Origin of the sequence: Kitasatospora sp. NPDC058046 (assembly GCF_042885595.1) — a bacterium.
In the GTDB taxonomy this organism is placed as follows: domain Bacteria; phylum Actinomycetota; class Actinomycetes; order Streptomycetales; family Streptomycetaceae; genus Kitasatospora.
In genome coordinates this window covers 61,688-82,104 of record NZ_JBHVRS010000014.1, presented here as the reverse complement: position 1 = coordinate 82,104, position 20,417 = coordinate 61,688, and the positions used below count along the sequence as shown (strand labels likewise).

Sequence of the window (20,417 nt, the reverse complement as noted above, 5' to 3'; positions counted from 1 at the left end):
GTCCGGACCCGCGACCGAGACCCTGACGCACTGTTACCCAACCGTCGCGAAACCGGGATCAGCCCGCACTAAAGTCCTCATACCCTCACTCATTTGGAGTAATTGACGCTCATCAGGTTGTCATATGTGATCGAAAACGATCGCCGACCTGGTCGCCTGACCCAGAGTGATCAAAGGCATACGGCGAGGGACCCCCAAGGCGTCAATCCCGCCCCGGGGATTGCCTAGGCTTACGTCATGTCACGTGACGAGACCGCCGGCCTCCGCGCGGCCCAGCTCCGCCTCGGCCGTCTGCCCGGATACGTCCGCCGCCCGGACCCCGCCCGCCGCAGCGGCGAGAAGGGGCATACGTACAAGAAGGGCTGGGAGGTCCGCTTCACCGCCCGCAGTGAGGCCGAGATAGCAGAGATCCGCGACCTCGTGGTCGCCGCCGGGTTCGCCCCGGCCAGGCCCTTCTTCAAGGGCCACCAGCTCATCCAGCCCGTCTACGGCATGGCGGCCGTACAGGCCTACCTGGCCGCTAGACAGGCCGCCGAGGAGCATGCCGCCCGGGCCGCGCTCGGCCGCCGACGACGGGCCACCGGACACGCCCCCGGGGCGCTCACCGGGGGCGTGCACGCCCCCGCCGCGCACGCCACGGGTGTGCACGCGGCGAGCGCCCACGCCGCGGGTCCGCATGCCTCCGGCGCCCACGCCACGGGCGCGACGCACACGGGCCCGGCGCACGCGGGCCCGGCGCACCGGTGCGAGCGCGAGGAGGCCGCCGCCGGGGCAGCTGCGGCGGCTGCGGCCGCGGCAGCCGCGGCGGCGCAGGCGGCCCGGCGACGGGCCGTCGAAGCCTTCCCCACCCAGGTCGAACGGGACACCGCCGTCGACCGGATCTCCCCCACGGAGGCCCGGACGACCTCCTGACGGACAGCCGGCCGCTCCGCCCGCCCTCCCGCCCCCGGCGTTCCGCCCGGCCCGATCCGGGCCGCCGGGGTGTGGCGGACGCGCCCGGCGGCACACCGGCGGTCGCGGGACCACCCCGTCCAACGGCCGCCCCACCAGCGCGCCCTCCGCCCCGGCGCGCGGCGGGCGCCGGGTCCACCGCGTCCACGGCGCACCCGTTCCGCGCACGCCGTCCGGCCCGCCCGCGCGGACGTCATCGCGGTGACGACCATGCCCTCTTCCGTGGCGATCTTCCCCACAATCGTGAGTGCGGTTGTGCGGGTGGTTGTGCGCACCCAGGTTCGCGCCCTGGGCGTGGACGCCAGCCTCCACAGGGCCTACGGTGGCACATCAACCGCCCTGCGGCCGCCGTCGCCCCACACCCTCTGACCAGCCGCGACACGCTCACACCTACGAATCCCGCGCCACTGCGCAGCACCGCCCCACCGGCCCTCGCCGGCCCTCCGCCCGGCCGTCCCGCCACCTCGCCGCACCCGGTCGCCACCGGAACCGGCCTGGCGGCGGCGGGTTCCGGGCATTCCATCGGATTGGTCACCCAGCGCACCGAGGGCCTACCGTAGAGTGAGCACAGATGATCGACCGTCAGAAACCCATCTCCCTTTCCGAGAAGCCGAGATGACCAACCGTCACGAGAGTTCAGCCGAGCCGCCCCCGAGGCCCGGCGAGCCGGCGGAGGTGCCCCTGGAGTTCACCGCGTTCTGCGAACTCCACCGCCCCCGGTACCTCAGCTACGCGCGCGTGTGGCTGACCGAGCACAGCGCCGCGGCCGTCGCCGTCCAACAGGCCTTCGCGGAAATCGCGGTGCACTGGCGGGAGTTGATGGGCAGCTCCAACCCCACCGCGCACGCCTGGGAGATCCTGCGCGGCACCGTCGCCGACCACACCCGCCAGGCGACCCCCGCCCCGGACCGCCACCCGGCCGACGACGACCTGGCGATCCTGCACTACGTCGTCGGCCTCGCCGCCCCCGAGATCGCCGACGTCATCGGCACCGACGCCGCCAGCGTGGCCGGACGGCTGCGCCGCACCATGCTGCGCGAGGCCTCCGGCTGGTGACCCCGCGCCCCGGCCGCCTCCGGTCCGGCCTCAGACCGGGCCCCGGCCCCGCTCCCGGGCCCGGCTCCAGGACCGGCTTCAGGACCGGCTTCAGACCCGCTCGCCCGTCACGTCGAACAGGTGGTGCACCGGGTCGTGGATCAGGTACCGGGAGAACGACTCGACCGTGAACCGCGCCCCGTCGCTGCGGTTCCCGGTCCGCGCCCACTGCGCCCCCGCCACCCGCTCGAAAGCGGCGGCGAGCGTCTCCGCGGCCTCCGCCAGCTCCCCGGCCACCACCTTCGGGTCCTGCTCCCCGTAGCGCTCGGCGACGGCCGTCTCGTCCTGGTCCCAGTTGGGGAACAGCGGGTCCTCCAGGTCCAGCATCAGGTTCAGCCGGACCTCGAACAGCCGGAAGACGTCCCGGACGTGGCACGCGTACTCCAGGTCCGACCACACCCCCGGAGCCGGCCGCCTGCGCAACCCCTCCACGTCCCCCGCCAGCACCGCCAGCCAGCCCTCCGCATTGGCCCGGACCATCCCGGCCACGTCCTCCCGCACCACCCGCGGAGTCTCCAACCCGCAGTCGGGGCAGGGGCGTTCCAGCACCCAGGTCCAGTCCTTGGTGTCGGGGACGATCCCGTCGTCGGCGGTGTTCGTGGCGGCGATCGACGTGCTCTCGACCCGCGTGCGCTCAGGAGTGCTCATGGGCCCAGCATCTCCGCCACCGGGGGAACCCCACCAGCGGCAATGACGCCAGCGGTCGCCGAAATACTGCCACCCCCGGCGCATTCACCCGGCGCGCCCGCCCGACACACGCCCCCGTCCCCGCGCGCACCCCAACCGGTGCGCGCCCGCACGCCCGGACTAAACACGTGGACGAACCGGAAGCCGACCATCCATCCTGGCCGCCATGACCGCTCCCACCGATCTCGCCGCCCTCGCCGTGAAGCCCACCCTGCACGGCCCCACCATCCGGCTCGTCCCCCTCGACGAACGGCACACCGACCCGATGTGGGAACTCTGCGCCGACGAGACCACCAAACGGCTCACCGGCACCCGCACCGCCTTCACCCGCGACCGCATCCACCAGTGGTGCACCACCCGCGCCCAACAGCCCGACCGCCTCGACCTCGCCGTCGAAGACCCCGCCACCGGCCGCTTCCTCGGCGAGGCCGCCCTCAACGACGTCGACCCCGACAACTCCTCCGCCGGCTACCGGATCGCCCTCACCCCGGACCACACCGGCCGCGGCATCGGCACCGAAACCACCCTCCTGGTCCTGCGCCACGCCTTCGAGACCATCCGCCTCCACCGCGTCCACCTCGAAGTCTTCGAGTACAACGAACGCGCCGCCCACTCCTACCGCAAGTCCGGCTTCACCCTCGAAGGCCGCTCCCGCCAAGCCCACCACTGGGACGACCGCTACTGGGACGTCCTCCAGATGGCCGCCCTACGCGACGAATGGCTCGCCACTCACTGACCCGCCCCCCGCCGCCTCCGCACCACCAACACCCCGACAAGGGCGACCACCAGCACCAACCCCCCGGCCGCCACCCCCACGACCACCCCGACCCCGTTCCCGCCGTTCCCACCACCATCCGCACCGGGAGAGACAGCCTCCTCCGAAGCCCCATCCGTCGGCTCGTCCACGGGCGGCGCCCCCTGCGACTCCTTCCGCCCCACCAACGGATTCTCCCGAGGCCCGTTGTCGACGGCAGGATTCGCCTCCAACGCCTTCGCCGGCGCCAGAACCCCGTACCCGTACCGGTCACCCGGCACGACAGAACCGTCAGCCGGAGGAGTGGCCGTCTTGATCATCCGATTGACCACCTGCCCGGCCGACAGGTTCGGGTACTTCGCCCTGATCAACGCCGCGGTGGCGGACACGTAGGCGACACCATCGGACGTCCCCTGGCCGATGCCATAGCTCGACGTGGACTTAGCCGACGAGTGGTAGATCTCAACGCCAGGGGCGGCCAGGGTGGTCTCGGGCCCTGGAGTCGCCTTCACCCACAGCTTCCCCTGCTCGTCAACTGCCGTCACGGCAACGACACCGGGGAAAGCGGCAGGGTACTCGACCGAGTTGCTGTCACCGTTCCCGCTAGCCGCAACGAGCACAACATCCTTGGATACCGCGTACTTGATCGCATCGCGCGCTTGCGAATCAAGCCGCGAGTATCCGCCGAGCGACATGTTGATGACCTTCGCGCCCTTATCGGTCGCGTACCGAACAGCAAGCGCGATGTCCGACTGATCGAGGTTCGGAGACTCCCCATTGGTCCTGATGCGCACCGGAAGAATCTTGGCCTTCGGTGCAAGGCCCATCACCCCGGACCGGTCTCCGTGACCGTGTCCGGCGATGAGACTGGCGATTCCGGTTCCGTGGCCGAGATTGTCCACTCGGCCATCGGTCTTGGCACCGGAGAAGTCGGTGCCCGGCAGCACCTGGCCCGTCAGGTCCTGGTGATCCTGCATCACCCCGCTGTCCACCACAGCAACGACGACGCCCTCGCCCTGACTCTGTGGCCAGACCTTGTTCTCGACGTCAAAGGAACGGAGAACCCACTGTGAATCCCGTACCTGATCAGCCGCTCCCGGAATAGCAGCCATTCCCCAAAGCAGGGTTCCAGCAGTCAGCACGCCAGCAACGCGTACCAGTCGGCCACTCGACACGTTCAACCCCAGTCAGCCTTGCGCCCCTAGGCTCTCCGTCCTGCGGGACAACAGATCTGCCACTCCGCACGTCGGCGGAGATCAATCATTCCACCACGTTCGGATTGGCTTTCTTCTCCGACTCCCATGTCTCGGCATCCTCGATGAGGTAGTCGGGGCGTTTGCCGTCCTTCCTCTTGCCGTTTCCTCCACGTCGGGCGTCCCCTGCGCCCATCACAGGGCCCATTCCAGCCGTCGGCCCGGACGGCGGTTCCGTCCTACCCCGGTTGCGGGCCCCAAGTCCCGAACCGCCCTCGGTGAAGGCCTGCCGTCCGCCCTCGCGACCGACCGCGCCACCGCCACTTCCAACAGCGCCGCCGGTCTTCCCGGAAGCACCGCCTCCAGACCGCAGATCCGGCACGACGCGGCCCCCCTGGTCGAAACGGCCACCCACCGCCTCACTCGAACCGAACGCCCGCCCGGAGCGCGGAGCCGGGCCGGCCATCTCGCCCTCCCTGCTGGCCATACCCCTGGGTCCGGAGCCCCGGACGGTGTCACTGTCCGCTCGACCCGGCATGCCGACGACCGGCGCCGGAGTGCCGTTCGGTGAGCCCGGGACGCCACTGGGCGCGGCGGGAATCCCCGTGTTGGAAGGCGTGGCCACCGAGGTGTTCGGGGCCTTTGGGACGGATGTACCGTCGATTCCCGTACCAGGTCCCGTACCGATCCCCGCCCCGACTCCCGGTTTGTCCGTGGCTGTAGAGCCGACCGGCACCGCCGACGGGAGCGGTCTGGGCGCCGCTTGTGCAGTGCCTCCCTTGATCCCCGAGTCGGTCGGCGCTGTTGCACTCACCATGCTGGACCTCGGAGCGACTGACCGACCTGACGACCTCCCGGTCGTCGTCCCGGAACCACCCTTTGCTGCTGGAGCCGCCCGGTCCGCCGTAGCCATCATCCCGGCCATCACGGCCCCCGCCGCTGCGGCCGAACCACTTGGATCCTCTGGGTTCGTGGCATCGCGATCCTGGCTCCGAACCGGGTCCGTCGGCGGCTTCTTCGCATCCAACGCCGGCGGGGGCTTCAAGGCCGGGGTGGCGACGCGGTAGTGCATGGCGAGGGTCTGCATGATGGCGGCCGCTTCGGCCTTCTTGCGGTCGGCGAGGGGGATGTGTTCGTCGTCGTCGCCGAAGAGGGCGTCGCCGACGGTGTCCTTGACCTTGTCCCAGTTGCCGGGTTCCTCGGGCATGTCGCGCTTGGCCTTGGCCATGGCTTCGGAGGTGTTGTGGAGGGTGTTGGCCGCGTCGTTGGCGTAGGCGGCGGCGTTGTTGATGCTGGCGGCCAGGGTGAGCATGCGGGTGTGGAAGGCGTCGCTGGTGGTGCCTTCCCAGGAGGTGGCGGCTTCGGTGCTGGCCTTGGTGAGGGTCTGGCGGATCTGCTTGAGGGTGTCGGCGGCCTTGCGCCAGGGGTCGCCGGCGGCCATCACCGCGCCGGGGTCGAGGGCCTGTGCCATGGTGCGGAGCTGGGCGTGGCTGTACTTGGTGAAGTCGGTGTAGACCACGGGCGGTCGGCCTCCGTTCGGGGCGGGCGGGCGGCGGTCAGACGGTGGCGTTGCCGCGGGTGGACGGGGTGCGGTTCTGCTGGGCCGCGGCCTGGCTGCTCGCGGAGGGCTGGGCGACGGACCAGCCGTCGTCGCCGAGCTTGAGCTTCGTGGCGGTGTGCTGGTCCTGCTCCTCGTAGTTGGTGGCGGTGAGGTCGGCCTTCTGCTGGGCCTCGTTCACGGCTTCCTGGAGCTGGTTGAGGACGTCGCGCAGCGCGTCCCGCATGGTGCCGTAGCGGCCGTGGATCTCGGCGGCCTCGGCGAAGGTCCCGAAGGCGGTCTTGCCGATGCCGCTGCGGCCGTGGGCGTCGGTGCCGTCGGCGTGTTTCTGGAAGTCGGCGAGCAGCAGCCGTACTTGGCCGGCGAAGGCGCGGAGCTGTTCGACCTCGACGCGGTAGCCCTGTCCGGCTCCGCCGGTCGATCCGGTTCCGGTGGTCCCTGTGCCCATGTCGGCGCCTCCCCCGTGCGTCCGTCCCCCTGGCGGCCGGGGCCGGGCCCCGGTGTCTCATGTCTAACACACCGGGCCCGAATCCCGCCCGGGGCATGGTCAGTTCGCGTTCGTCCCGGTGCGTCAGGCGTCGGCGAGGGCGCGGCGGCAGAGCGAGTCGGCGTGCCGGGTGGTTTCGGGGAGGCGGTAGTGGCGGGCGAGGTCGAGGGTGGTGCGGACGGCGGTGTCGAGGCCGGTGCGGTGGCCGACGGAGACGAAGACGGGTTTGACGCCGGCCCTGGTGCGTACGGCGCGGCCGACCTCCTCGCCGGTGGCGGGGTCGGTGAGGGGGGTCCAGGAGCCGCGTGGTGCGTCGGGTTCGTGGTGGTCGAAGGTGAAGGGGGTCTTGGCGACGCCGAGGGTGCGCAGTCCGGTGAGGATGCCGAGGTGGCTGGCGAGGCCGAGGCGGCGGGGGTGGGCGAGGCCGTAGCCGTCGCAGACGACGGTGTCGGGGGTGCGGGTGAGGGCGGCCAACGCGTCGAGGACGGCGGGGAGTTCGCGGAAGGCGAGCAGTCCGGGGACGTACGGGAAGGCGATCCGGCCGACGGCGGTGGCCTGTTCGACGACGTCCAGGGTGTCGCGGTCGAGCAGGACGGCCGCGGCGGCGACGAGGTCGTGTTCGTCGTCGTAGGCGACGTCCACGCCGGCGATCAGGGTGCCGGGGGCGGCGGGGTCCCGGCCCGGGTCGTCGTGGGGCTGGACGAGCGGGCGCAGCCGCTCCTGTTCGGCGAGTGCCTCGGCCTCGGTGGTGGGCCAGTCGGCGGGGATGGGCATGGTCGGTTCCCCCGGGTACGTGGTGCTCGGTGATACGTGCTCAGCGACAGTGCGTGGCAGGTGCCGGTCCCACCGTACCGAGCGGGCCGGACGACCCCGGGGTGAGCCCGTGCGCCCCCTGTGCCCCCGCCTCCGGGGGCTAGCCTGGACGTACCCGTCCTCCCCGCGGGGTAGCACCACTGGAACCGGCTCCACTCCCGCCCGTTTCCCCCGACGTGCGAAGGACCCCCGCCATGCCGCGCCCCTCCGTCGCCCAGGCCTGCCTCGGCTCGTTCACCGTCGTCGCCACCACGGTGGCACTGCTGGCCGTCTCGGGCGCCTCGGGCGTCCTGGCGGTCGTGGTGCTGGTGGGGTTCGCGCTGGCGCTCGGCACCGTGGTGACGGTGCTTTCGATGTCCGCCGCCGCGGCCAGGTCCGCCACCGTGGCGTCGGGTCCCGGGGCCCCGGCCGCCCCGCCGCACCCCACCGCGACCGCTGCCGGGCACGCGTACGCCCGGCAGCGCTGATCCGCCGCCGGGCGCGGGCGCGTCCCGCCGCGCCGCTCAGACCTCCGTGGTGACCACCACGGTCTTCGCGGCCTTGTCGTGCAGGCACTGCCGGTAGGGCTTGTCGAAGACGCCGAAGAGGCCGTCGACGATCCACCAGAGCGCGGCGCAGCAGAGCACGGCCGGGAGGATGAAGACGGCGGCGCGGGTCCAGGCGGCGGACTGGGTGGGCTTGTTCCCGTCGACGAGCATGGCGACGCGGATCTTCATCGCCTTCTTGCCGAGGGTCTGGCCGTCCCGGCTGAGCATCAGGGCCTCGTAGACGAGGTAGATGGCGCAGCCGAGCCAGAACGCCTCGGTGGAGCCGTTGCGCGTGCTGAGGTCGGTGAAGGGGCCCACGATGATCACGCCGACGGCCTGCATCAGGAGGTAGTCGATCAGCCGGGCGAGGAACCGCTTGGGCCAGGTGCCGATCGGCGGCATGCCGGGGACGGGGCCGCCGCCGGGGGTGCCGTACGCGCCGGGGCCGTAGCCGGTGCCGTGGCCGGGCGGCGGCTGGTCGTACGGGTTCTGGCCGTACGGGTTCTGACCGGGGGTCGGTTCGCCGTACGGGCTTCCGCCGTAGGTGCCCTGGTAGGCGCCGGGACCGCCGGACCGGTCACCGGACGGGTCGTGGGACGGGGTCGGGCCCGGCGGCTCGCCTTCCGGCGTGCCGCCGCCCGGCTGCGGGGGCTGCTTGTCGAAGGAGGGCGTACCGCCCCCCTCCGGCTGGGGGCCTGAGGGGTCGTGGGTGCTCATGTCCCAGAGTAGAACATCACATATTCTCGATGTTCGGGACATTTTGTCCGTTTTGCACCGGGCCCTACCGGCCCTCAGCCGCGCACCACCCGGGTCCTGGCCGCGCGGTCCTGCCAGCCCCGCCGCGCCGTACGGTCGAACACCGGCCAGACCAGGCCGAGCAGCAGCACCGCGCCCAGCTGCCGCACGGCCCAGCGGAGCAGCGAGCGGCCGAGGCTCAGCCTGGTGCGGGCCGCGGGGGCGGCGGCGTCCACCACGCGGATCCGGACGATCCGCTTGCCGAAGGTCTGTCCGGTGCGGGCGACCGGCAGCACCTCGTAGAGCAGGCTGACGAACAGCAGGATGCCGATCAGCACGGCGATCTTGCCCAGCACCACGTCGTCCACCAGCCAGACCTGGACCTGGCGCCGGGTGAGGGCGCTGGCCATCCGGGCCTGGTCGACCTTCTGCCGGAGGTGGTCGGAGACCGAGTTGCCGAGCGGGATCCCGGCGGCGACCGCGACCACCAGCAGCACGGCGGTGTCCACCGTCCGCGCCGCCAGTCGGCGGCCGAGGCCGGCCGGCCCGGGGATCCGGGTGGTCCGGGCGTCCCGGGAGGTCCGGGCGGCCCGGGAGGGCGCGGGGACGGGGGTGGCGGCGGACGGGCGGGGCTGGACGGCGGTCTCCCGGACCGCCCGTACGGCGGGCAGCGGAGCGGCGTGGGCGGAGGCGGTCGCCGCCGCCGCGGCCAGGGGCTTCGAGGCGGCCGCGGTCGGGACCGGGGCCGGGGCCCGAAGCGGGCTCCGGAGCATCTCCTCGCCGACCACCGGCACCGGGCCCGAGGCCAGGACGGCCGGCACCGGGGCCTCCCGCACCGCCACCGCCACGGCGGGAGCGCCGGCGGCGGCCAGTTCCGCGGCAATCGGAGCACGCTCGGGCTCCGCACGCCCCTGCTCCACCTCGGGCGCCTCCGGAAGCACCCCCCAGGAGACCCAGCGGGGCGCGTCGCCCGTCTCCATCAAGCCCCGCTGCGCCCGCGGATCGGCCTGCCAGCCGGACTCGAAATCCCCGGCGACCGGAGCGGCGGCCGGGGCCGGAGCCGGGCCCAGCCCCAGCCCCGGAACCGGGACCGGGACCGCCTCGGGCACCGCACCGAAGGCCACCGGCGCGTCCACGACCCCGGGCGGCTCGGCGCCGGCGAAACCCGACGGCCCCCCGGACGGTGCCCCGGAGGGCACCCCGAACGGCACCCCCGGCGAAACCCCCGACAGCACCCCCGGCCCGTCGACCGTCCGGAACACCGGCCCGCCGATCACCTCCGCCACCCGCGGCCCGAGCACGAAGGACGCCCCGCCCGAGGTCTGGTCGAAGTACACCGGCCCGGTGTCGCCCCCGCCCGCCGGCAGCCCGCCCCGCACCTCCGCCACGGACCCCGGGGGCGCCACCCCCGAAGGCGCCGACCCCGGGGGAACCGACCCCAGCGGCACCGCCCCCAGGGCCACCTGCTCCGGAGCCACCGGTTCCGGGGCCGCCGGCCCCGCACACCCCGCCTCCGGCGCCACCGCCTCCAGCAGCACCATCGGCGGCGGCACCGCCCGCGCCGCCGGCCCGCCCGGGACGGGAGGGCGGGTCGCGTACCGGGGCGGCGCCGGCACCTCGCCCTCGGCGGGCGCGGGCCGGCTGGTGCCGGGCACCCAGGCCGAGCCACCCCAGTACCGGATGAAGCCGGGGATGGAGGGGTCGGGGTAGTAGCCGGGCTCGGGTGCGACGGCCGGGTCGCCGGCGGCGGCGAAGGGGCGGTCCGTCATGGGGGTCTTCTTTCCTGGCAGGGCCTGACGAGGACGGTGCGGGCCGACCGGGCCCGACCACCGCAGACGCGTCCCCCCGCGCGCACGACCAGGCGCGCGCCCGGCGTTCGGCGCGCGTGGGGGAGCCACCGATGGGCGGACAGTCGCCGGGCAGTCACAAAGGGTAGTACCTCATCGAAGCCGTGACGGAAAGTTCGCGAATCCCCGGACAGCGGAGGGTGGCTCAAGGTAAGGAACCCAGCGCACGACGATGGCCCGCGCGCCGTGCCACCCGCCGTTCACCACCCCTCACCAAACTTCCCGAAGAAATCCCGGAAACGTGTGTAAGAGCCGGTGCGGACCGCCCTCTCAAAGGTCACAGGGGCCCGGAACCGGGCACCGCCCGAAGGCAGAGAGGAAGACGATCATGGAGCGTCCCGTCAGCGTCGTCGAGCACGAGCTGGAGCTCAACCTGGTGCTCTCGCCGGAGCACAGCGTCCCCGTCCCGGCCCGACTGTCCTACGGCAGCCACGACCCGTACGCGGTGTACATCACCTTCCACCTGGACACCGGTTCCCCGGTGACCTGGGTGTTCGCCCGCGAGCTGCTGGTCGAGGGCACCTTCCGCCCGTGCGGCCAGGGCGACGTGCGGATCTGGCCGACCCGCTCGGGGCGGCGCAGCGTGCTCTGTCTGGCCCTGAGCTCGCCCGCCGGGGACGCCCTGCTGGAGGCCCCGCTGCCGATCGTCGCGGCCTGGCTGGAGCGGGCGCACCGGCTGGTCCCGCCGGGCAGCGAGCTGGCCGCGCTGGACATGGACGGCTCGCTCGCCGAGCTGCTCGCCTAGGCGTGCGCCGCAGCGTGCACCGGCACGGACAGCAGCAGGGACACGAACACGGACACCCGCGAGAGCACGGCCACGACCGCGGCCGCGACCACGAGCACGGGCAGCGGGCTCGGCAGGAACCGCGAGCGCGGGAACAGGGAAGCAGGAGCGGCGCCCCCGCCGGCTCAGCGGGCCGCGGGGGCCTGCTGACGACCGCGGGCGGCGTCCGGGCCGCCGGTCTCCCGCTGTCCGGGCAGCCGGACCAGCGGCGCGCCGGCCGAGCGCCGTCGGGCCCTTATCCGGACGGCGGCGGCGAGCAGGAAGCAGAGTCCGACCCACGGGTAGACGGAGGTCGGCAGCTGGCGCCACGGTGACATGTCGAGGACGGCCAGGCCGACCGGCTTCGCGGCCCACATCGCGAAGGACAGGAAGGCGACCAGCGTGGCCCAGAAGGCGGCCCGCCAGCGCAGTCGGCGGACACCGGCCGGGCGGGCGTGCTCGACCGAGGCCTCGGCGGCGAGCAGGACGAGCATCGGCACGCACCAGACCCAGTGGTGGGTCCAGCTGATCGGCGAGATCAGGACGGCGGTGACGGCCGCGCAGCAGACGCCCCAGGCCTCGGCCCGGGGCAGCCAGCGGCCGCTGCGCGCGGCCCAGGCGGCGACGGCGAGGCCGGCCACCGCGACCAGGCCGGCGCCGAGGGTGGCGACGGTGCCGGGGTCGGCGCTGTGCAGCAGGCGGGCGAAGGCGCCGCGCATCGACTGGTTGTCGACGATCCAGGTCTTGCCGACCCGGGAGGAGTCGTAGAGGTACTTGGTCCAGAAGCCCCAGGTGGCGTCGGGCAGGACCAGGGCGCCGAGCAGGAAGGTGCCGAGGAAGGTGAGGCCGGCCACGAAGGCGGCCCGGATCCGTCCGGTGACCAGCAGGTAGACCGCGAACAGGCCGGGGGTGAGCTTGATGCCGGCGGCGATGCCGATCGCCACGCCCTTGCTCCGCCGCCCGTCCGGACGGGTGAGGTCCCAGAGGATCAGGCAGGCCAGCGCGAGGTTGATCTGGCCGTAACGGAGCGTGGTGAAGACCGGTTCGAGCCAGACCCCGAGGCCGGTCACCAGGATCACGCCGATCGGCCGCAGCTCGCGGCGCGGCCACCCGGCCAGCTTGAAGGACAGGTGGGTCAGCAGGGCGAGCAGCCCGATGTTGCCGAGAGTGATCGCCACCCGGAGGAAGGGGACCGGGAACCAGGTGGTCGGGACGAACAGCATCGCCGCGAACGGCGGGTAGGTCGCGGGCAGGTTCCACTCGGTGACACGCAGCGCGTACAGGTCGGTGCCGTTGGCCACGGCGGCGCCCTCGGCCCGGTAGACGATCATGTCCACCATCGAGGTGTGCACGAAGTGGCGGACCACCGCGTACACCAGCAGGGACAGCAGCGCGACGGCGGAGGCCGCCAGCAGCGGGCGGCGGGGGGCCTCGCGCAGCGCCCGGACGGGGGCGCCGAGGGCCCGGCGCAGCCGGTCCGACAGGGGGGCGGGCGAGGGGTCGGGTGCGGTCCGCACCGGGCTGCGCTCGTCTTGCACCGCTGTCACTGTCCACTCCGTCCACGGCTGGGCCAACCAGCGACGATACCGGATGCCGCCCGGGCGGAACCGGACACGATCGACTACCCGGCGTGACGAACCGGCCCTGACCAGCCGTCCTCCGCCGCGAGCGGGGCACGGACGGCCAGGGCCGGGAATCACGCGATCACGCGATCGCGACCCTCAGCCCTTGTACGCTCCCGGGGCCCGGGTGAAGTCCAGCTGCTGCTGGACGACGCTGGAGCACGTCGCGTCGGCATGGGCCTTGGCCCCTGCGACCAGGTCGTACGGCGGGTGGAGCGGGGTGTCCACGCACAAGGCGTGTCCGGCCCCGGCGCCGACCGGGGGAACGGGCACACCGGTCGCCGTGGGGGTGACGGCCGGGGTGGGGTCGGCGCCGGGGTGGAGGTCGGCGCGACCGACGCTAGCGGTGGGCCGGGGGCTCGACGGGCGGGCTGAGCGAGCGGTAGAGGTCCCTTAGGCCGCCGTTAAGGAAGAGCGCACGGGCGCCGTACCACCACACATGGCGCCCGGCCACCCCGAAACCCCGTCACTTCTGGAACAGCGCGCCCCGGCTCCGCCGCCGTCCGCCCCGCGCGGGCGCCGCCTCCTGCGGCCCGGTGCGCAGCCGCAGCCGGGTCTCGGCGCCGCCGAGCACCGCGGAGCGGCCGAGCGCGAGGTCCCCGCCGGTGGACTCGGCGAGCTTGCGGACGATGTCCAGGCCGAGGCCGGTGGAGCCCTCGCCGCCGTGCCCCTCGCCGCGCTTGAGGGCGGCGGCCGGGTCGCTGTACCCCGGTCCGGCGTCGCCGACCAGCACGATCACCGAGCAGTCGGTGGCCAGTACGTCCACCGAGAAGGCGGTGCCGACGGCGGTGTGCCGGAAGACGTTGCCGAGCAGCGCGTCGACGGCGGCCGCCAGGTCGCCGCGCTGGACGGGCACCGGCGCCGCCCGCTCGGCGCCGGCCAGCTGCCAGCGGCGCCCCTCGTCCTCGGCCAGCGCCGACCAGAAGGCGACCCGTTCCCGGATCACCTCGGCGGCGTCGCAGCCGACCGCGACGACGGGCGCGTCCTCGGGGGCGCGGCGGGCCGAGCGGATGATCTGGTCGACCTCGCGCTCCAGTTGGGCGACCGCGTGCCGGGTGGCGTCGGCCGCGTCGCCCTCGCCGAGCGAGGCGGCGTTGAGCCGCAGCACGGTCAGCGGGGTGCGCAGCCGGTGCGACAGGTCCGCGGCCAGTTCCCGTTCGGCGGCGAGGAGTTGGACCACCCGGTCGGCCATGGTGTTGAACGCCTGGCCGGCCTCGCGCAGTTCCTCCGGGCTGCCCGCGACCAGCCGGCCCTCCACCGGGACCCGCACCGCGAGGTTCCCGGCGCCGAGCGAGCGGGCGGCGGCGGCGAGCTTCCGCGCGGAGGCGACGATGCGGCTGCCCATCCGGTCGGCGACCAGCACCGAGATGGCGACCAGGCCGAGCGCCACGGCGGAGAGCACCTGCCAGGCGGTGGCCACGCCCCGGGTGAGGTCGCTCTCGGCCACGAACACCTCGACCACCGCGGTCCGCCCGGTGTCCACCGCGACCGGCTGGAGCAGGGCGTACCCGCCGGCCACCTTCACGGTGAAGGAGCGGCCCTTTCCGCCGGCCGTGGCCACGTCGGCCGCGGCGGCGCGCCCCTCCCCCAGCATCGGGCCCTCGGGCTCGCCGGTCCCGGCGGCCGCCACACCGGGGCCGCCCCCGCCCGTCCCCGCGGCCACCGTCCCGGGGCCGCCCCCGCCCGTCCCCACGGTCGCCGCCTCGGCGCCGCCCGCTCCGGCGGGCTGCCCGGCCGCCGGAAGGTGCACCGCCATCCGCCCCTGCCCGCCCGCGTCCGTACTGGCCAGGGCCCGGTTGACCGCGTCCTCGTCGGTGGTGATGGCCAGGGCGGGCCCGAGCGCCGCGGCCTGGCGTTCGGCGGCGGTGAAGGCCCGGTCCCGCGCGGTCTGTTGGACCATCAGCCCGAGCGGGATCAGGAAGGCCAGCGCGACCATGGTGGTCCCGGCCACCGCGGCCTTGATCAGGGCCCAGCGCAGCGAGCGCCCGAACCGCCTCATGTCCGGTGCTCCGGCAGTCCTCCGGCGGCCTCCAGTCGGACCCCGACGCCCCGGACGGTGTGCAGGTAGCGGGGGTTGGAGGCGGTCTCGCCGAGCTTGCGGCGCAGCCAGGAGAGGTGGACGTCGATGGTCTGGTCGCCGCCGTAGGTCTGCTGCCAGACCTCGGCGAGGATCTCCTTGCGCGGCACCACCACGCCGGGCCGGGCGGCCAGGAAGGCCAGCAGGTCGAACTCACGGCGGGTCAGGTCGAGCGGCCGTCCGTCCAGCGCGGCCTCCCGCCGCTGGAGGTCGATGGCCAGTCCGCCGACCCGCAGCACCTGGGCGACGGGGGCCGCGCCGCTGCCGAACCGCCGCAGCACGGCGGTCATCCGGGCGCTGAGGTGCTCCCCGGAGAAAGGTTTCACCAGGTAGTCGTCGGCGCCGTCGTTGAGCAGCCGGATGATCTCGGCCTCGTCGTCCCGGGCGGTGGAGATGATCACCGGAACGTTGGTCAGGCCCCGGATCATCTTGAGCGCCTCGCTGCCGTCCAGGTCCGGCAGGCCGAGGTCGAGGATCACCAGGTCACAGCCGACCTGGGCGACCTCCCGCAGCGCCTCCAGAGCCGTGCCCACACTGCGGACCGCGTGACCGGTGTCGGTCAGGTGCCGGATGAGGGCGGATCGTACGAAGGGGTCGTCCTCGACCACGAGCACTGTTGCCATGGGCCTGCACGGTACGCCATCGCCGGTCAATGGTCTGTACCTCGGGGGTGGGTCCGGACATTGTGCAACTGCCCTGCTGAATACCGGGGGTGCCGGTCTCCATCCGTATGGAAATACGGCAGGATGTGCGGACGATGCGGAACGGACTGGTACAGCTCGGCGCCTGGGCGGCGGCCACCGGGGCGGCGGTGGCGCTGTCCTGGCTCGGCGTGCACGCGGTGCTGACCGGCGCCGCGTTCGAACGGCCCACGGCGCTGCCGCTGCCCTCCCCGAAGGCCGACGGCACGCTGCACTCCGCGCCCGCCACCGCGGACCAGCCGCGCTCCGCCGCACAGTCCACGACCCCTTCCCCGGCGGCCTCCCCGACCACCGGCACCACCAACGCCGCCACCGCCGCCCCGCACGGCCCGGCCCCCGCCACCACCGCCGCCGCGCCGCCCACCCGCCGGCCCGTCCCCACCGCCACCACGACGTCCACGGTGAAGAGCTACCCGATCCCGGGCGGCAAGGTCGCGCTGGACCTGAAGCCGGACCGGGCCACCCTGGTCTCCGCCACCCCGGACCCGGGCTGGCAGATGCAGGTGTGGACCGACGGCCAGTGGCTGCGGGTCGACTTCACCCGGGGCGACGAGGCCAACTCCGTCTTCGCCTCCTGGAACGGCCACCCGCCGATCGTGGAGACGGCGATCCGCTGAGGCGCTCCCGGCGGACCGTCAGGAACCGGTCCGCCGCACGACGTCCCGTCAGAGGCCGTCGCACGGCACGTACCCCGGCAGGTACGGCCCCACGTACCCCGCCCGGTCCACCAGCGTGTGCCTGGTCCCGCCCGGCACCCCGATGGTGGCGAGCAGCACCGCGCCGTAGTCGTCCCGCGCCTCGTACGGCTCGGCCAGCGACAGCGCGCCCCGGTCCACCGCGTAGTCGTAGGCGTAGTAGACGTCCGGCACGCTCACCGCGAGGTCCAGCACCCCGTCCCCGTACCGGTCCAGGTACGCGGTCAGCTCCCGGCCGCGCGGGCCGCCGGTCCGCACCCGGGAGGCGGTCCGGGAGGCGGCCCGCACCGGGGCGGCGGGCCCCGGCGGGGCGGCGGGCCCCGGCGGGGCGGCGGGCACCGGGGAGGTGAGCACGATCCGCGTGCCCGGCGCCGCGAGCACGTACGAGAGCAGCTCCGGCTCGCCGGTCTCCGGCCCGGCGTACGCGGTACATCGCAGCCCGAGCGCGGCGCAGTAGCGGCGGGCCGCCCGCTCGGCGTCGGCGACCGCGAAGACCACCGCGTCGGCGCGGCCCATCGGCAGCGGCCCCGCCTCCGCCAGGTCCGGTGGGAGGTCTGCCCCGAACAGGGCGGGTTCGGCGGCGGTGTCGGTCATGACTGCCCTCCCGGTAGGCGTACGGACCATCGTGGCCGCCCCCGGCACCGGGGGTGGGGCCCTGCGCACGGGGGTGTGGCTGGAGGGTGTCGCCGGGCCGACCCGCGCGCAACTGTTCCGTTTCCTCCTGGTCAAGCTGTGCCCCGGAGCGGGAGAATCGGCCGCGCCGCTGTACAGAATGCCCACCACAGGACGGTGCCGCGAATGCCCCCCGCCCACTCGCCGAGCTCCCCCGGCTCCCCCAACTCCACTGCCCCTCAAGGGAATTCCATCGTGGGCAGTACGAACGACACGATCGACCCGCTGGACGGCCGGCTGATCCGGCTGCTCGCCGAGGAGCCCCGGATCGGGGTGCTGGAGTGCTCGCGCCGGCTGCAGGTCGCCCGGGGCACCGTCCAGGCCCGGCTGGACCGGCTCCAGGCCAAGGGCGTGATCGGCGGCTTCGGCCCGGAGGTGGACCCGGCGGCGATCGGCTACCCGGTGACGGCCTTCGCCACCCTGGAGATCTCCCAGGGGCAGGGCGCGGACGTGCGGGCGCACCTGGCGAGCGTGCCGGAGGTGCTGGAGCTGCACACCATCACCGGGATCGGGGACATGCTGGTGCGGATCGTGGCCCGGTCCAACGCCGATCTGCAGCGGGTGATCGACCGGGTGCTGGGCTTCGACGGGATCGTCCGCTCGTCCACCGCGATCGTGCTGGAGAACCCGGTGCCGTACCGGATCCTGCCGCTGGTGGACCAGGCCGCCGCCGAGTAGGAGGGTCCGCGCCACGCCACGCGCCGATTCGGCATAGGCAGGAGGCGTCGGGGGCCGCAAGATTTATGTATGAACGTTCTACAAATCCTGGCGCCGCTCTCCGGCCCGCTGATACCCGTGGCGGCCGCGCCCTCCCCCTGGTCGGCCCCCGCATGACGAACGCCGTCGCGGCCGACGGTACCGCCCCCACCCTCATCGCCTCCGCCCAGCGCGCCCTGCGCCTGCTGGCGGCGGCCGCCCGCTACCCCAAGGGTGCCACCGCCAAGCAGCTCGCCCGGGACACCGACCTCGCCCTGGGCACCGCCTACCACCTGCTGCGCACCCTGGTGCACGACCACTACCTGGAGCGCCACAGCGGCCGCTACCTGACCGGCCCCGCCGTCACCGGGCTGGTCCGGGACGACGGCCCGGCCACCGACCGGGCCCGGCTCAGGGCCCTGCTGGGCCTGCTCGCCGACGAGCTGTCCGCCGCCGTCTACTTCACCTGGTACCGGCACGGCGAGGTGGAGCTGATCGAGGCCGCCGAGGCCCCCGGCGCGCCGCTGATCGACCGGCACAGCTGGCGGGTCGGCGCCCACGCCCACGCGGCCGGGAAGACCCTGCTCGCCCTGATGACCGCCGAGGAGCGCCGGGCCCACCTGGCCCGCTACCCGATGGTGCCGTTCACCCCGTACACCCTGCGGGACCCGGCCTGCCTGCCGCTGCTGCCCCGCCAGGGCCCGCGGCGGGCCGTCCCGATCACCCAGTTCCAGGAGTACGCGCTCGGCTCGGCGGGTGCGGCGGTACCGATCGTCGCGGGCAACGGCATCGGCGCGATCTCGGTCTCCCTGCCGATGGCCCAGGCCCACCGGCTGGCCGGGATCGCCGCCGAGCTGCGCACCCGGCTCGGCGAGGACTTCGCCGCGGTCGCCTTCGGGATCTGACCACGCGGGCCGGGCCGACCCCGTGCGGGGGGACGCCCGGCCGGCCGGAGGCCCGCACGAGACCGGCCGGAGGTCAGCAGGACGGGACGCTGCCGCCGCTCTTCAGCGCCTCCAGGGCGGAGACCGCCTCGCCGAGGGTGCCGACCGGCACCAGCCGCAGCGACTTCGGGGTGTTCACCTTGGCGTCCGAGCACTCGTCCTTGGGCAGCAGGAACACCGTCGCGCCGTCCCGGGCGGCCGCCTGCGTCTTCAGGGGGACGCCGCCGACCGGGCCGACGGTGCCGTCCGCCTCGATGGTGCCGGTGCCGGCCACGGTGAGCCCGCCGGTGAGGTCGCCGCCCTTGCCGTCGCCGGCCAGCTTGTCGACGATGCCCAGCGCCAGCATCTGGCCCGCGCTCGGGCCGCCGACCGCGCCCAGGTCGACCTTGACCTTCACCTGGTCCGGCGACAGGCGGAGGTAGTTCAGCGCGGCCGCGGTGGCGGCGTCCTGCGACTCGGCCATCTGCGCGGCGGTCGCCTCGTCGGCCTTCACCGGGTTGCTCTCCGGGTAGACCGTCTCGGTCGGGCGCACGGCCTCCTTCGGGTCGAACCAGGCCTGCATCGAGCGCCAGAAGGTGTTCTTCTGCCCCGGGTTGGTCGCCGTGATGGTGACCATCCGCAGCTCGCCCTCGGTGGTGCGCAGCGGCGCGCCCGTGATCGTGAGGACCGGCTTGTCCTCGTACGAGCCCAGGGTGTCCGCGGTCAGGCCCGGCCAGGTGATCGTGTACGGCAGCGGGACGAAGGCGGCCACCCCGAACAGCGCGGCGACCAGCACCCCGCACAGCGTGAGCGCGCGGGTCCGCGGGGAGGTGAGGGCCTTGGAGAGCTTGGTGTCGGACACAAGGGGAATCCAAACACACCCGACACCGGGTGCGGGCGCTACCTCAGGGCGTCGGCCACCTCGGTCGCCGCCTCCACCACCCGGGGGCCGACCCGCTCGGGCACCATGCCGTTCAGCATCACCACGCCGACGCTGCCCTCGATGCCGCTCAGTCCGACCAGCGCGGCGGCGGCCCCGCTCGCCCCGGACTGCTCCTCCGCCCGGGTGATGACGAAGCCCTGCTCGGGCCGGCGCTGGCTGGGAAAGGTGCGCGCCTCCAGGATCGCCCGGCCGGCCGCGCTCTCGGTGAGCGGGTGGCGCAGGCCGGTCCGGTACGCGACGTGGAAGTCGGTCCAGCTGGGCTCGACCACGGCGACGGCCAGCGCCTCGTTGCCGTCCACCAGGGTCAGGTGGGCGGTGGCGCCGAGGTCCTCGGCGAGGCTGCGCAGGGCCGGCAGCGCGGCCTCGCGCAGCAGCGGGTGCACCCGGTGCGCGAGGCGCAGCACGCCGAGGCCGACCCGGGCGCGCCCGCCGATGTCCCGGCGGACCAGGCCGTGCTGCTCCAGGGTGGCCAGCAGCCGGTAGACCACGGTCCGGTTGACGGCCAGCCGGGCGGCCAGCTCGGTCACGGTGAGCCCGCGCTCGGAGTCGGCGAGGAGCTTGAGGACCCGGACGCCGCGGTCCAGGGTCTGGGAGGTCTCGGCTGTCACGACGGGCAATCCTTTCCGCGGCGCTCGCGGGGCGGGCGGCGCCGTTCCAAGGTCGGTGTCGCGCGCAGGT

22 protein-coding genes are annotated in these 20,417 nt (G+C 74.0%); 8 read left to right on the top strand and 14 right to left on the bottom strand.

All coding sequences use genetic code 11. The annotated features are described in order from the left end of the window. Window positions 1–237 precede the first annotated feature (237 nt). Both ACFVU7_RS26240 and ACFVU7_RS26235 read left to right on the top strand, forming a co-directional pair. Window positions 238–912: a hypothetical protein gene (locus tag ACFVU7_RS26240; RefSeq protein WP_388047411.1), complete on the top strand. Its 675-nt coding sequence runs from the start codon at window positions 238–240 to the stop codon at window positions 910–912. A 654-nt stretch (window positions 913–1,566) separates the two neighbouring features. Next, complete coding sequence (locus tag ACFVU7_RS26235; protein WP_049657761.1) at window positions 1,567–2,007, top strand: hypothetical protein; 441 nt, start codon at window positions 1,567–1,569, stop codon at window positions 2,005–2,007. Between the two features lie 90 nt (window positions 2,008–2,097). On the opposite strand, the gene ACFVU7_RS26230 is transcribed toward ACFVU7_RS26235, so the two are convergent. Continuing rightward, entirely contained in the window at window positions 2,098–2,694 is a 597-nt protein-coding gene (locus tag ACFVU7_RS26230) for a DinB family protein (protein WP_387968068.1), read from the bottom strand. A 205-nt stretch (window positions 2,695–2,899) separates the two neighbouring features. Here ACFVU7_RS26230 and ACFVU7_RS26225 point away from each other — a divergent pair, with 205 nt between their 5' ends. Continuing rightward, on the top strand, window positions 2,900–3,469 hold the full coding sequence (locus ACFVU7_RS26225; protein WP_074005041.1) for a GNAT family N-acetyltransferase: 570 nt from the start codon (window positions 2,900–2,902) through the stop codon (window positions 3,467–3,469). On the opposite strand, the gene mycP is transcribed toward ACFVU7_RS26225, so the two are convergent. From mycP to ACFVU7_RS26205, 4 genes are all read right to left on the bottom strand, one after another. Beyond that, on the bottom strand, window positions 3,463–4,629 hold the full coding sequence (gene mycP / locus ACFVU7_RS26220; protein ID WP_388047409.1) for a type VII secretion-associated serine protease mycosin: 1,167 nt from the start codon (window positions 4,627–4,629) through the stop codon (window positions 3,463–3,465). The genes ACFVU7_RS26225 and mycP overlap by 7 nt on opposite strands. A gap of 118 nt (window positions 4,630–4,747) precedes the next feature. Continuing rightward, the gene (locus ACFVU7_RS26215; protein ID WP_388047407.1) at window positions 4,748–6,199 is read right to left on the bottom strand and encodes a WXG100 family type VII secretion target; all 1,452 of its coding nucleotides are present in this window, start codon (window positions 6,197–6,199) and stop codon (window positions 4,748–4,750) included. A gap of 37 nt (window positions 6,200–6,236) precedes the next feature. Next, window positions 6,237–6,686, bottom strand: coding sequence for a hypothetical protein (locus tag ACFVU7_RS26210; RefSeq protein WP_049657753.1), 450 nt, complete (start codon window positions 6,684–6,686; stop codon window positions 6,237–6,239). 123 nt (window positions 6,687–6,809) lie between these two features. Next, window positions 6,810–7,499 (bottom strand): endonuclease V, encoded by a 690-nt coding sequence (locus ACFVU7_RS26205; RefSeq protein ID WP_388047405.1) that lies wholly within the window; start codon window positions 7,497–7,499, stop codon window positions 6,810–6,812. 233 nt (window positions 7,500–7,732) lie between these two features. Here ACFVU7_RS26205 and ACFVU7_RS26200 point away from each other — a divergent pair, with 233 nt between their 5' ends. Continuing rightward, on the top strand, window positions 7,733–8,005 hold the full coding sequence (locus ACFVU7_RS26200) for a hypothetical protein (protein WP_380740328.1): 273 nt from the start codon (window positions 7,733–7,735) through the stop codon (window positions 8,003–8,005). A 36-nt stretch (window positions 8,006–8,041) separates the two neighbouring features. Here ACFVU7_RS26200 and ACFVU7_RS26195 read toward each other — a convergent pair whose 3' ends face one another. Then, window positions 8,042–8,782 (bottom strand): RDD family protein, encoded by a 741-nt coding sequence (locus tag ACFVU7_RS26195; RefSeq protein WP_388047404.1) that lies wholly within the window; start codon window positions 8,780–8,782, stop codon window positions 8,042–8,044. Between the two features lie 74 nt (window positions 8,783–8,856). Continuing rightward, window positions 8,857–10,569 carry an RDD family protein gene (locus tag ACFVU7_RS26190; protein ID WP_388047402.1) on the bottom strand — a complete coding sequence of 571 codons (1,713 nt, stop codon included), beginning with the start codon at window positions 10,567–10,569 and terminating at the stop codon, window positions 8,857–8,859. 406 nt (window positions 10,570–10,975) lie between these two features. Between ACFVU7_RS26190 and ACFVU7_RS26185 the strand changes: the two genes are divergently transcribed. Then, window positions 10,976–11,392 carry an SsgA family sporulation/cell division regulator gene (locus tag ACFVU7_RS26185; protein WP_049658875.1) on the top strand — a complete coding sequence of 139 codons (417 nt, stop codon included), beginning with the start codon at window positions 10,976–10,978 and terminating at the stop codon, window positions 11,390–11,392. 164 nt (window positions 11,393–11,556) lie between these two features. Here ACFVU7_RS26185 and ACFVU7_RS26180 read toward each other — a convergent pair whose 3' ends face one another. The 4 genes from ACFVU7_RS26180 to ACFVU7_RS26165 all read right to left on the bottom strand — a co-directional run bounded on the left by ACFVU7_RS26180 (window position 11,557) and on the right by ACFVU7_RS26165 (window position 15,732). Beyond that, window positions 11,557–12,957, bottom strand: coding sequence for a glycosyltransferase 87 family protein (locus ACFVU7_RS26180; protein WP_107418900.1), 1,401 nt, complete (start codon window positions 12,955–12,957; stop codon window positions 11,557–11,559). A gap of 174 nt (window positions 12,958–13,131) precedes the next feature. Continuing rightward, a complete protein-coding gene (locus ACFVU7_RS26175) occupies window positions 13,132–13,260 on the bottom strand; it encodes a hypothetical protein (RefSeq protein ID WP_388047400.1) in 129 nt (42 codons plus the stop codon). Between the two features lie 238 nt (window positions 13,261–13,498). Continuing rightward, window positions 13,499–15,031 (bottom strand): sensor histidine kinase, encoded by a 1,533-nt coding sequence (locus ACFVU7_RS26170; protein ID WP_388047399.1) that lies wholly within the window; start codon window positions 15,029–15,031, stop codon window positions 13,499–13,501. Continuing rightward, on the bottom strand, window positions 15,028–15,732 hold the full coding sequence (locus tag ACFVU7_RS26165; protein ID WP_074005033.1) for a response regulator transcription factor: 705 nt from the start codon (window positions 15,730–15,732) through the stop codon (window positions 15,028–15,030). Before ACFVU7_RS26165 ends, ACFVU7_RS26170 begins: the two co-directional genes overlap by 4 nt. A gap of 134 nt (window positions 15,733–15,866) precedes the next feature. On the opposite strand from ACFVU7_RS26165, the gene ACFVU7_RS26160 reads away from it, so the two are divergent. Next, a complete protein-coding gene (locus tag ACFVU7_RS26160) occupies window positions 15,867–16,427 on the top strand; it encodes a hypothetical protein (protein ID WP_388047397.1) in 561 nt (186 codons plus the stop codon). Window positions 16,428–16,475: 48 nt separating this feature from the next. Here the strand turns inward: ACFVU7_RS26160 and ACFVU7_RS26155 are convergent, their stop codons facing one another. Further along, window positions 16,476–17,099, bottom strand: coding sequence for a VOC family protein (locus ACFVU7_RS26155; RefSeq protein WP_388047396.1), 624 nt, complete (start codon window positions 17,097–17,099; stop codon window positions 16,476–16,478). A gap of 273 nt (window positions 17,100–17,372) precedes the next feature. On the opposite strand from ACFVU7_RS26155, the gene ACFVU7_RS26150 reads away from it, so the two are divergent. Both ACFVU7_RS26150 and ACFVU7_RS26145 read left to right on the top strand, forming a co-directional pair. Beyond that, complete coding sequence (locus ACFVU7_RS26150) at window positions 17,373–17,855, top strand: Lrp/AsnC family transcriptional regulator (RefSeq protein WP_181970601.1); 483 nt, start codon at window positions 17,373–17,375, stop codon at window positions 17,853–17,855. A gap of 152 nt (window positions 17,856–18,007) precedes the next feature. Then, window positions 18,008–18,778, top strand: coding sequence for a helix-turn-helix domain-containing protein (locus ACFVU7_RS26145; protein WP_049654774.1), 771 nt, complete (start codon window positions 18,008–18,010; stop codon window positions 18,776–18,778). A gap of 73 nt (window positions 18,779–18,851) precedes the next feature. On the opposite strand, the gene ACFVU7_RS26140 is transcribed toward ACFVU7_RS26145, so the two are convergent. Next, window positions 18,852–19,658: a S16 family serine protease gene (locus tag ACFVU7_RS26140; RefSeq protein ID WP_074005030.1), complete on the bottom strand. Its 807-nt coding sequence runs from the start codon at window positions 19,656–19,658 to the stop codon at window positions 18,852–18,854. A gap of 38 nt (window positions 19,659–19,696) precedes the next feature. Further along, a complete protein-coding gene (locus ACFVU7_RS26135; RefSeq protein ID WP_049654777.1) occupies window positions 19,697–20,347 on the bottom strand; it encodes an IclR family transcriptional regulator in 651 nt (216 codons plus the stop codon). Window positions 20,348–20,417 lie beyond the last annotated feature (70 nt).